We start from the raw sequence: 11,782 nt of genomic DNA, 5'->3' as shown, positions 1-11,782 counted from the left end.
GAGGATAAGGAGGTCTTCCGTTGCCACGCTTAGGGTAATAGGGCTCGATTACGGCCTCTAAGCGTTTCCATGGAATCAGAACCTCCATTCTTTCAAGAAAAATTTCCCTACGAGTTCTGCGTCGCTTCTGGCTGAATTCACTGTCGGAAAAAGAGAGTTGTTGGTCCATGACTACCTCTGATCAAGCTGCTGAGATTATTATCTCATGATCAGGGACTTATTCGCAGGTTCCCTAGTCATTAATATTTAGCCACAATACTTTCTGAAAAGAACCGCCACAGCCTTAAATGTGATGCCTATTTTTTTGTTGTTATGTGCAGCCAGTACCAAACAAAATATTTTTCTGTAGTAAGTAACTTCTCTGCTTATTCGGTACCAGTTTCTACTCTCACAATTATTCGGATCAACTATTTGATATATGAAGGTTTTATATGGCTTTTAAGTAGCTTTGGCTTGCGAACTTTTCATATTTTTAGCTGAGATGAAATCTTTATATATGTTCAGGTACGCTACCGCCCGAGGATTTGACTATTTATTAATCAGTCAGGCCTATTCCCTTGGCATGATTCAGCAATCCATTTGCATTTTTAGGCGACACCTTACCAGCTACCACCTCCACTTACTAGGTACAAATACCTACCCCTTTGTTTGCAAATACCGCCACCTTTCCTCAACCAACAAACACCGATGCCGAGTTCCTACAACATCAGGATCACCGGAATCATATCCCGCATCTCCCGGATAAAGCATGACCAACTGCTCATCAGCAAAGTTTGCTTTGGGTAAGAACTCCACTGGTTTTCTATCTTTAAAGTGTCGTATGGCTTCTGCTACAGTTGAGCATTGCTGTAACCAATGAAAAGTCACCAGTGTGGGTGGCATCATCTCAATCTCTTTTTCAGCTTGCCTTGAGATCGCTTCTGCCGGGGTGACCCAATCGGCATCGACAATTTCCCCACCATCTACGATCACTTCACTGGATCTGGCTGGGGCGAGGAAGAAATGAGTATCAAAACGTTTGGGAGCCGTTTCTGGTGTGATCCACCTTGAGATATAGATCAGTTCATCCGGATCTATATCCAGTGCAGCCTCTTCTTTGGTTTCTCTGGCTGCCGCATTTTTCAGTGTCTGCTGGCTGGTGTCTGCCTGATCCTGCTCTTCTACTGAACCGCCCGGAAATACCCAAAAGCCCCCCAGAAAGTTGGCTCGACTGTTCTTGCGCATGATTAATGTTTCGAGACCCTTCGGGCCATCTCGCAGGATAACCACAGTGGCAGCCAGCCTGGGTTCTGCAACGACACTGGAATTGTTCATTCTTTCTACACCCTGATTATTCTTATTATTTTTCCTGCAAACATTAAACCGCAAAAAACACTGCGGTTACACGGCATCCGATCTTTACTTAAAGACGTATAACCCTGAGCATTTTAAGGTAAATGTTTACTATGTAGCGGCGATCGTGTTTTGCTTAACAGCCTGAGGTCAACTTAAGCAAGCCGACCAACAGTCAGGTAATCTTCACTATCGTCATTATCTGCTTCCCAAACATCAAGAGCCGTTTGCATATTCAGCCAGCTTGCCACACTGGTTTTTGTCGCAATGGCAATTCGTATAGCCAAATCACGAGTACAGGGCTTTTTCTGGTTAACAAACTCTGACAAGTGCTTGCGGGATACACCCAGTACCTCAGCAGCTTTAGTAACACTGATACCCGCTGGCTCGAGCACATCTTGTCGGAACACAATACCGGGGTGTGTAGGTTTTCTGTTTCTGGTTCGGCTCATCACTTATTCTCCCTTAATGATATTGCTCATAATCCACGTTGGTTGCATTACCCTTTGTATCGAACTCAAAGGTAATACACCAAGGGCCATTCACATGTACCGAATAGCGACCAGCGGATTTTGGATTCAACTTGTGAAAATTGTATCCAGGCAGATGCATGTCAGCCGGTTGCGTAGCTGCATCTAGACGATCAAGGCGGGTAGCCAGCCGTGAAGTATGTTTTGGGTTTATACCTGCGGTCGACCCATCGTAGAAAAAGTTTTCCAGACCTTTATGCAGAAACCTTTTGATTGACATACTTCTTACCTGTAACCGATACGGTAACAGTGTAGTTTGTAACCATAATGGTGTCAAAGCAGTACACTATACGAAGGTAAAGCCTCTTTTTCCCAAACAAGGATGGCTTAGTTCACGTCGAAATCTATAAGGATGGGTCATTTCACGCCTGCTTCAGTTTATGGTATTTTCCCCTCACTCCGGTGGTAAGCGATAACCAACCGGCGTTTAGCCCGTAATGCCCTGCCAGAAAGCGCTTCTGCAGCAGCTAAAGGCTAAACAACACACAGGGATTCATACAGTTCACCCGAGTCCGGCGGGTAGGAGCCTGGCAGACTTAAGACAATGTCGGCCTAAAATCCAGAAAGAGCGGCCAGATTTGACGTTAGGCTTGCTTAAATAGGTCAACTATTCGCACAAGCCTAACGTCAAATCTGACTCGCTCTACTGAATTTTATGCTCGAAAGCATAAGCCTGACAGGCTCCATAGTTCATCTGGACGCTTTAAAGCAACAATCTTAACTATACCCTGTCCGAATCTGACAGAAAGGACTCACCAGCATAAACGATCAGGGCAACCATCTTGTGACAGTCAGCATTGTCACAGAAAGAAAAGGCACTTACTGCCAAGCCCCATAAGCAAGTCTGGTGACAGGTTATCCAATGACCATACAAGAAAAACTACCCAACACACTGACGTCAGCTACACCTCTGTCGTCTGAAGCATCTGAACAACCCACCAAGGCACTGAATATCTGTCTTCTGGGTTACCGCAGCCATCCTTTTGTGGGTGGTCAGGGCATTTACCTCAAATATCTGAGTAAAGCCCTGGTGGAAGCAGGCCATAAAGTTGATGTTATCTCTGGCCCTCCCTACCCCGATCTTGACCCAAGGGTTGGACTGATTGAGATCCCCAGCCTGGATCTGTTCAGCGTAGAAAGCCATGTCACCGCTCTTAGACCCAGACACCTGAAATCCTGGTCTGACTTCTTTGAATGGTGGGCCATGCTGACCGGTGGATTTGCCGAGCCGTATACCTTCACCCGTCGTGTAGTGAAGTATCTGGGCAAAAACGGTCATAACTACGACATTATTCATGACAACCAGAGCCTGGGATACGGCTTGCTGGATCTGCAGGAACAGGGCATTCCTGTCGTAGCAACGGTTCACCACCCTATCACCCGTGACAGACAGCTGGCTCTGGATGCTGCCCCCAATTGGAAGCATCGTCTGCTGACCCGTCGCTGGTATTCCTTTCTTGGCATGCAGGGCAAGGTCGTTCGTGGACTCAAGAATATCGTCACTGTTTCCGAACAATCCCGTGGTGATATAGCAGAAGCTTTTAACCGTTCGGCTGACGACATCAGCCTGATTTATAACGGTATTGATACTGAAACATTCAGTCCCCAGCCTCACATTGAACGTAAGCCTTTCAGAATCATGACGACAGCCTCTGCAGACCAACCCTTGAAAGGTTTGAAATATCTGCTGGAAGCTATGGCTTTATTGAAGCCTGATTATCCTGAGCTGGAGCTTCTGGTAGTCGGCAAACTGAAAGAAGGTGGCCAGACCGAGCAGCAGCTTAAACAACTCAACCTGGGATCAGCCGTTCAGTTTGTCTCCGGCATTTCTACGGAAAAGATGGTTGAGCACTATTCTGAGGCAGCCATTGCCGTATCACCTTCACTCTATGAAGGATTTGGTCTGCCTGCCGGTGAAGCCATGTCCTGTGGCTGTGCAGTCATTTCATCAGACGGTGGAGCCCTTCCTGAGGTAGTGGGCGACGCAGGACTGATCGTCAAAGCGGGTGACAATGAAGCGCTGGCACAAGCCTTGCAATCTCTGCTGGAGAATCCTGAAAAGCGGATTGAATACGGGCAGTTGGGCCGACAAAGAATTCTGGACACTTTCTGCTGGAAAGTCGCCGCCCGACAGTTCAGTCAGTATTACCTGAACATTCTTGAAAATGAGCAAGAGTCGGTAGTGTTAAATGATGCAGTGGATGCCGGTGCTGATCTCAATCAGAAGACAGCCATGAGTCAAGAAACAACAGCAGTCAGTGGATGATGCCCGAGGATAAGTGAAACAAGATGCAAACCATAGATTTTAATCGTCTGAAGTTACGCAGTGGCGATAAAGTGCTGGACGTGGGTTGCGGTGAGGGCCGTCATTCCATTGCTGCCTGGCTGGAAGCCAAGGTAGACGTTACGGGTCTCGATCTGTGCGAGAACGATCTGCAGACCGCCCGCAATAAACAGCAGGAAGCGGTGCAATACCTCGAAGGCAGTGAGGAAGATCGCAGTATTAAATTTATTCAGGGCAATGCTCTGGAACTGCCTTTTGAAGACAATACATTCGACAAGATTATCTGTTCCGAGGTTCTGGAACATATCCCTGACTACCAGGGTGTACTGGCCGAGATCAAACGAGTACTCAAGCCAGACGGACTATTGGCAGTCAGTGTGCCCAGAGCCTGGCCAGAAGAAATCTGCTGGAAGCTGAGCAAAGCCTACCATCAGGTTGAAGGCGGACACATTCGCATCTTTAACTCGACCCATCTACGCCACGATATCGAATCCCTGGGCTGGCAGCGTTATTCACGACACTGGGCTCATGCTCTGCACTCGCCTTACTGGTGGCTGAAATGCTGGAAATGGGAGCAACCCTCAAAACTGGTTGATCAGTATCACAAGCTGCTGGTGTGGGATCTGATGGAAAAGCCCTGGGTGACCCGAACCGCAGAAAAACTGCTCGACCCGGTCATGGGTAAAAGTGTTGTGATGTACTTTGAGTGGGAACCTGGCAAGGGCAAATCCGAATCCAATAACATCAAGAAAGAGGTCTGTCATGGATAGCCTGCTGCTGACCAAAGGTATATACCCCAGAGATTTTCTCAACAAGACAGCAGACTATATTCTCTCCGTTCAGCTGGAAGACGGCAGCATTCCCTGGTTTACCGGCGGCAAACTGGATCCCTGGGATCACACTGAAGCGGCCATGGGTTTGAGCATCACCGGCCACTATCAGGAAGCAGAAAAAGCTTATGCCTGGTTACGCCACGAGCAACTGGCTGATGGCAGCTGGTACGCCAACTATCAAGATGGCAAACCTCTCTACAGTGACAAGAGAGAGACTAACTTTGTCGCTTATATTGCAACAGGTGTCTGGCATCACTACCTGATCACACAAGATCAGAATTTCCTTGAAGATAACTGGCCCATGGTAGAAAGGGCCATTGCCTTTGTTCTGCGACAGCAATCCCCTACCGGTGAGATTTACTGGGCGGTGATGGAAGATGGCGAGCCGGAGAAAGATGCCCTGATCACCGGCTGCTCATCGGTTCTGAAAAGTCTTGAATGCGCTGTCCAGATTGCAGAAGTTCTGGGCAAGCCGGTGGTTGAGTCCTGGCTTGAAGCCTGGCAGAAACTGGGGCAGGCACTGAAATATCATCCTGAAAATTTTGATCGCACCTGGGAGAGCAAAGACCGCTTTTCCATGGACTGGTTTTACCCCATTTTGGCCGGTGTATTCCGGGGTCAGGAAGCCCGTGATCGGCTCCAAACCTTCTGGGACAAGTTTGTCCGCAAAGATATGGGCTGTGTCTGTGTCAGCGATCAACCCTGGGTCACCATTGCTGAATCCTGCGAGCTCACCATGGCTTTGCTGGCTGCGGGTGAAAAGAAAAAGGCCACCCAACTTTATAGCTGGTTGCACAACTGGCGTGACAGTGACGGTGGTTACTGGACTGGTTATCAGTATGTGGAAGATGTGATCTGGCCGGAAGAGAAAACGGCCTGGACAGCGGGCGCTATTTTGTTGGCTGCTGATGCTCTGACTGAACATACTGCGGCATCGCGCCTGTTCCTGGAATCCAGTCTGGAAATCAAACCGGAAGTAGAACTGCCAGATACTGAAGAAGCATTGGCAGCTAACAATTGAACTAAAGACTTGTGCAGCCAAGCACAAACTCCGTTCATCCTGAGCCTGTCGAAGGATGCTGAAAATGCACTTCGACAGGCTCAGTGCGAGCGGCTGGGGCTTTAGCGTCTGCGGAACAGACCCAACGTGTTGACCATGGGCAGCTCTTCAAACAGTCCGGAAGCTTTGGCCAGTTTCCAGATGTTATAAGGCGCCTGCCCACCGTCTTCAGGGTTGGGGAAAATATCGTGAATAGCCAGGATGCCACCGGGCTTGATAAAGCTGACCCAGCTACGGAAATCGGTTTGAGCAGCTTCTTCGCTGTGGCCACCATCAATAAAGACCATACCCAGCGGAGTTGCCCAGTGGCGTGAAGCAACATTGGAAGGGGCAACAATCGGCACCACGGTATCCTCCAGTCGGGCTTCGCGCATTGTGGTACGGAAGACTTTAAAACTGTCCATCAGCTGGATACTGGCATCGTAGAGGTCACTGTCATGATACTCTTCGCCAAACTGATGCTCTTCAGAGCCACGGTGATGATCAACAGCGTACAGCACGCTGTTATTCTGCTGGCAGGCTACACCCAGATAAACGGTGGACTTGCCACAGTAACTGCCGATTTCCAGACAGGGGCCCAGCTTACTGGTTTCCAGGGCATGCTGATAAAGTGCTTCGCCTTCGTCGGGAGCCAGAAAGCCTTTAACAGAATCGATATTGAGTGGCAGTTGTACAGGCATAGTTCATTTTTTCATTTTATAAGTCGGAAGTAGCTCAGTCAGTTGACTGGCCTCCTCGGCATAATAACAAATCAGGCTTGAGCAGTGCGTAAAAATCATCAACCTTTCTGGATCAAGAAGCTCATAGATCGCTGGGAGCAGTTTTATATCCAGCACTTCTTCAGCAAACACTTTGAACACCTGGGTGAACACCCCATGGTGGTTCATCCTTCTACGGTCAATGTTCATGGCGCCGGTATTTCCATAGGTCGTTTTGTTCACCTGCTCAGCACCCGGCATAACCCGGTCAGTCTTTCCACCTGGAGCGGACGGGGAATCCAGGGTGACATCAAAATTGGTGACCACTGCCTTATATCTCCGGGAACCACCATCTCTTCAGCAGCCAGTATTACCATTGGTGACAACTGCATGTTCGCTGCCGACTGCTACATCTCCGACAGCGACTGGCACGGCCTCTACAACCGACTGAGACCCTTCCGCTGCAGCAAACCCATTGTTCTCGAAGATAATGTCTGGCTGGGGCATGGCGCCAAAGTCGGCAAAGGCATCACAATCGGTGAGAACAGTGTAGTAGCAGCAGGCTCGGTGGTAGTGAAAGATGTTCCCCCCAATACCGTGGTGGGAGGGAACCCGGCCAAAGAGATCAAAAAACTGAACCCCAATCGCCGAATGCTGAAAAGAGAATTTATGTTTCGGGACAGTGAACATTTCCTTCAGATGCAGGAGGGCCTGGATCGCTATGTTCTAGGGGACAATACAATAAGAGGCTGGATTCGTCACAAGCTGTTTCCCAAGAAGGGTGATTAAGTAATATTCACGGGCAGTCCCAAGAGGCCCCTGATGTGGAAGAGAGCATCACGGGTCGCTACCAGATTGGTCACCAGGGCTAGATTGGCGTAGCCAGAATGGTAATAAATCAAACTATTGAATAATCGTGCCACTTCACCTCGCTCGTCTCTCGACAGGAATTGCCTGAGTGTCTGTTCAATATATTCAGGTGGAATCATGGGGCTGTTAACACCCTGAAGATATTGTGTCAGCAGCTTCAGCCCTCTCTCAACGGCATCTTTTGTTGCTTTAGGCAGTATTCTCTTTTGTGCATAGCTTCCTGTATTCATACTCCATTGGGCAGTGGCTGTATAAATCTGTTCTATGCCCTTCTGCAGTAGATCATTTCGAGCCCAAACCACCGGAAAAACCACACAATAGGCCACAGGATAAACAGGCACCATCACTGGCATAGGAGCAACCATGACGGGAACCGGATGAGCTTGCTGTGGAGGTAGTGATCTGGGTTGCACAGGCTCTCTGGCAACCTCAATAATACCAGGGTCATCTACCTCCAATGTACTGATGCGAACTTCCCCTGAGCACAGATCCGGAGGTGAAGAACGAAATAAACCTCCTTTATCAGAAGAAGCCGCTGATACCGAAGCAGGTGATGTTTGAGAAATGACCGGCTCTAAAGACAATTCTCTTTTATTAAAACGCTCTTTTCTGTCCCGCTGCCTTTCAAGGGATGGGGAGGGAGATTGCACCGGCTGTGCTTGCAACTGCGAGGGAACCAGATCCTGGAGCAAATCGGGTAAAGGTTCTGCTTTTGTTTCGGGAAGTGCAACAGGCGATGGTGTTGCTTCAGACTCTGATTCTGTTGATACTTTGGACTGAAACAGAGCAAAGTCCGGCCAGTGTTTTGCTCCCTGCCGGGAACCAAGAGCCAGCCTTTTTCCAGGGCTCAAGCTTCTCCATGTCTGAATACTTTCTTTGAGCTCAACATCCACATCATGCTCTGTTTTGGAGTGAGACTCTCCCATTAATCCCTCCAACCATAAGCAAAATTCATCAACCTTTGCAGGCGAGATTTGCATTGAGCCAGGATTCTTCAAAGCGATGGTTAGAATATTCACCAGTCCCGACTTAACTTTGATTCGGGTATTACTGCAACGTAAATCCGGAGCCAAAGCTTTCAACACCACTAATTTATCTTCATACTCCTGATCAATCACTTTGGCAGAAGCAAGATAGGTCATGTCCACGCCAAAAGATTTACAGACCAACTGCCCCCACTTTTCTCTATGCTCATCATCCAGAATAAAGGTGTAAGGATGACTTCGCATGCACTCTTTTCGTTTATTTCGAAGCGAGTGACAGACTTCCCAATACTCATTTTTCTTATTCTTCACTGACCGGAAAGCCTTAGTATAATCCTGAAACATTTTTTTGAAGCGGACGGCATAGATAACATTGTAAGCACTCTCCAGCTCTTGAATCAGATGTTTCCCAGCAGGCAGTCTGGCTATTTCTGCCTTTCTGGCAGTCAGTTCCTTGATCAACCTGAACCCATCTTCCAAAGTTTGATCACTTTTCATAAACCGGGAGATTTCTTTAAGTGACGACTTAACTTCAAGATCCGTAAGGGCTGACTCTGAACCCGAACCAGAAGATAAAACGCTTTCAAGAAGAGCTCTGTTTTCTGAGCTGAGCCAATGGTTTTCTGCCAAATTCCTGATGAGTTCCATTCTTTTCCCGGTAAGAAAACGATCTGCATTCTCTCTGGATTGGCAGGCAATCAGAACAGTTCTGACCACATAGCCCGTCAGCTTTTTCAGACAGGAATGAAGGCCTGAATGATGACAGGATGACTCGGGGAAGGTTTCGATAAAATAATTCAGAGCCTCCAGGAAAGCTACGTTTTGCTCCAAAGGTCTGCTTGCCGGCTCACCAAATTCCTTCTCCACTTCCAGAACCTGATCCATCAGGACATCACTTAAATAACGTTTGTAGAAAGGGTGTGGATCCTTGCCGGAATAAATCAGTCTCTCGGCCTCTTCACAACTGACCGTTTCCAAAGTGTTGTCATCGTCACACCACCAGTCTGGTTTCTCTTTTGGCGGTTGCTTTCTGACCGCACCCTGAACATATCTGAGTCGAGACTGGAATTCAGTCGCATCTTCTTCGTTAAGAAGCGACATGCAACAGGAAGGATTTCGATCAAGAAGAATCCGCCGAAGATGCGGGACAGACCAGTCCGCACCACGACGATCCTTGTAATACACCCTGGCTTCCAGATATTCAAGCTCAGCATCCAGCAGATGTCCTACGCAGTTCACCAGCTCAGCATAAACCTCAGCGTGATCCCTTTTTAGCAGATGAGCATACTGAATGAGTTCAAGAAGCACACTGAGATATCTTCTGCCATCCATAGCATGGGAGGCTTTGGCCATTGGCTTTAAGCAGGCTTTCAAAGCATCAAGATAGAGCGGCAACATTTCCTGGTAAACATACTGCTGCTTTGCGACATCTCTTTTGATGTAGCTTAGAGCTAAAACCTGATCCATTCGGCTGACCACCTGACGACAGCGATCAACAGGATCAGGATGCCCCTGAAGACCTTCAAGTTCCTCCAGAGCCTCTGAAACTTTTCTTTCCAGATGCTCCTGCTCTTTGACCTTGCCGGTTCGGGGACTGTCATCAATGGATGGAGCCACCGAGGTGGTTTGTATAGACGGCCTGTTAAAAGGTCTGTGCCCTCTCCCACGTCCACGAACAGTACTTGGAGCCGTGGATTGAAGACCTGGATGGCCCGGCCTGACCTCTGTCACTTGTTGAAGTGTACCGGGTAATCTGGCGGAACTTGAGGGTCTGGGATGACCACGACCACGCCCTCTGCCAATGGGTAGAGATTTTTGAGGTATGCGGCCAATATTGTCCATCCCTGAACTCCCTTAACTGAGCTTTATTCCATTTTACTGGTCAGCCATTCTCCAGATACCCAACAGATCAGGTACTTCATCCTTGCCTCTCATAAAGTCATCAATGGCTGCTGCCAGCGTTGAGTATTCAACTCTGCTCGCAGGCATTGAGGTAATAACAACAGGAACCGGTCGGTTATCATCAGCCGCAAATGTGATGTTGATGAAACCTTTGGAAATGCTCACCGTGAAGTACTGGTATTTGGACTGCCCATGAAAAGCCAGCAGATAGACCACTTCTTCATGTATTGCGGCATGCTCCGTGACAGCAGCAATGATTACGTCTGCCTGACTCTTGCCATTGTAATGGCTGACTACTTTTCCAGGGTCCACTTTACTCAACTGCAAGCCCGCGCCACCGGCTACCGCATTGAAACCATTACTCATACCTTCAGCATTACTGGCTTTACTCTTTATGAGTCTTGAATCTTTAGTATTGGAAACAAAGCTAACGATGTCTTTAACCTGGTCAGTACGAGTCTTTGAACCAATGCCCAACAACTTGAGAATGTCCTTATTGTAATTGAACACCATGGTTCGGGCATGACTGCTCTCAATGAGTTTTCTGAAACTTCTGGCGTGGGAGGGCAGGATTTTTTTAACCCCTTTCTTAACAAGTGAAGGTGCTTTGTACAGCAGAAAACCATCATCTCTGTTTCTGGATGCTTCAATGCCGGCATTAAAGTTTCTGCCGAACTCCAGAGCTTTCATGGCATCCAATATATCTTGTGCAGAAGGGACATTCTCAGAGGCTGACAACTTATAAGCTTCACACAGTCTGGCAATGCTCCCCTCAGCTTCATCTCCTAACGCTTCATAAGCCTCTGCAAAAGCCGGGTCCAGGATGTGGTCGTCGCTGACAGCTCCTGCAGCTTGCAACTGTCCGTAAAAAGCAGCATTGCTGGCTCCCTCAGCATTCATGGTATACAAGCCTGAATAGTTCATTGCAAAGGCTGTAGCCGCAGTATTCATCATTTCCTGGGTAATTTCTCCAGCCAGAGCCTGCAACGGCAGGGCCAGAATTAGCAGAATCGTCCTAAAACACTTCATAAACATACCTCTCATCTATCAATCCTTTTAACCTCACTTTATGACCTGCCTTGCCACCCCGAAGTTCCGGAAAGCAAGTAACCAAGGTGTTAGGGAAAAGTAGACTCTGAAATGAGATTGATCTGTTGAAGCCTGCAGTTCTATGCCTGTGATGAAATTTACGAGCCAGGAAAATACTCAACCGAGACGCCGCATAAGTATTTACACCTAAAAAACAGATGAAAAAACACCCTCCTATTGATATTTACCGCAAACACTTTA

Annotated in this window: 11 protein-coding genes; 4 read left to right on the top strand and 7 right to left on the bottom strand. The window is 48.0% G+C overall.

The window, feature by feature from the left end:
- The 4 genes from WG89_RS32165 to WG89_RS15390 all read right to left on the bottom strand — a co-directional run.
- Nucleotides 1-169: transposase (locus tag WG89_RS32165; protein ID WP_062260605.1), on the bottom strand; the 169-nt coding region annotated here is incomplete at its 3' end.
- 467 nt (nt 170-636) lie between these two features.
- Nucleotides 637-1,314 carry an NUDIX hydrolase gene (locus tag WG89_RS15400; protein ID WP_062267687.1) on the bottom strand — a complete coding sequence of 226 codons (678 nt, stop codon included), beginning with the start codon at nt 1,312-1,314 and terminating at the stop codon, nt 637-639.
- Nucleotides 1,315-1,487: 173 nt separating this feature from the next.
- Nucleotides 1,488-1,784 carry a HigA family addiction module antitoxin gene (locus WG89_RS15395; protein WP_062267684.1) on the bottom strand — a complete coding sequence of 99 codons (297 nt, stop codon included), beginning with the start codon at nt 1,782-1,784 and terminating at the stop codon, nt 1,488-1,490.
- Between the two features lie 13 nt (nt 1,785-1,797).
- Nucleotides 1,798-2,082 carry a type II toxin-antitoxin system RelE/ParE family toxin gene (locus WG89_RS15390; RefSeq protein WP_062267682.1) on the bottom strand — a complete coding sequence of 95 codons (285 nt, stop codon included), beginning with the start codon at nt 2,080-2,082 and terminating at the stop codon, nt 1,798-1,800.
- A 642-nt stretch (nt 2,083-2,724) separates the two neighbouring features.
- Between WG89_RS15390 and WG89_RS15385 the strand changes: the two genes are divergently transcribed.
- The 3 genes from WG89_RS15385 to WG89_RS15375 are packed head-to-tail and all read left to right on the top strand — an operon-like array spanning nt 2,725 to nt 6,000.
- Nucleotides 2,725-4,128 (top strand): glycosyltransferase family 4 protein, encoded by a 1,404-nt coding sequence (locus WG89_RS15385; protein ID WP_079253864.1) that lies wholly within the window; start codon nt 2,725-2,727, stop codon nt 4,126-4,128.
- A 23-nt stretch (nt 4,129-4,151) separates the two neighbouring features.
- Nucleotides 4,152-4,916, top strand: a complete 765-nt coding sequence (locus WG89_RS15380; RefSeq protein WP_079253863.1) for a class I SAM-dependent methyltransferase — start codon at nt 4,152-4,154, stop codon at nt 4,914-4,916.
- Entirely contained in the window at nt 4,909-6,000 is a 1,092-nt protein-coding gene (locus WG89_RS15375; RefSeq protein WP_062267680.1) for a prenyltransferase/squalene oxidase repeat-containing protein, read from the top strand. Before WG89_RS15380 ends, WG89_RS15375 begins: the two co-directional genes overlap by 8 nt.
- 101 nt (nt 6,001-6,101) lie before the next feature.
- Here WG89_RS15375 and WG89_RS15370 read toward each other — a convergent pair whose 3' ends face one another.
- Nucleotides 6,102-6,719, bottom strand: a complete 618-nt coding sequence (locus WG89_RS15370; RefSeq protein WP_062267678.1) for a class I SAM-dependent methyltransferase — start codon at nt 6,717-6,719, stop codon at nt 6,102-6,104.
- A gap of 84 nt (nt 6,720-6,803) precedes the next feature.
- Here WG89_RS15370 and WG89_RS15365 point away from each other — a divergent pair, with 84 nt between their 5' ends.
- The gene (locus WG89_RS15365; RefSeq protein WP_062267676.1) at nt 6,804-7,526 is read left to right on the top strand and encodes an acyltransferase; all 723 of its coding nucleotides are present in this window, start codon (nt 6,804-6,806) and stop codon (nt 7,524-7,526) included.
- On the opposite strand, the gene WG89_RS15360 is transcribed toward WG89_RS15365, so the two are convergent.
- On the bottom strand, nt 7,523-10,432 hold the full coding sequence (locus tag WG89_RS15360; RefSeq protein WP_062267674.1) for a hypothetical protein: 2,910 nt from the start codon (nt 10,430-10,432) through the stop codon (nt 7,523-7,525). The genes WG89_RS15365 and WG89_RS15360 overlap by 4 nt on opposite strands.
- Nucleotides 10,433-10,465: 33 nt before the next feature.
- The gene (locus tag WG89_RS15355; protein WP_153301621.1) at nt 10,466-11,521 is read right to left on the bottom strand and encodes a hypothetical protein; all 1,056 of its coding nucleotides are present in this window, start codon (nt 11,519-11,521) and stop codon (nt 10,466-10,468) included.
- Nucleotides 11,522-11,782 lie beyond the last annotated feature (261 nt).

It is taken from the genome of Endozoicomonas arenosclerae, assembly GCF_001562015.1.
GTDB classification, from domain to species: Bacteria; Pseudomonadota; Gammaproteobacteria; order Pseudomonadales; family Endozoicomonadaceae; genus Endozoicomonas_A; species Endozoicomonas_A arenosclerae.
This window is presented reverse-complemented; position numbering and strand designations above follow the sequence as displayed.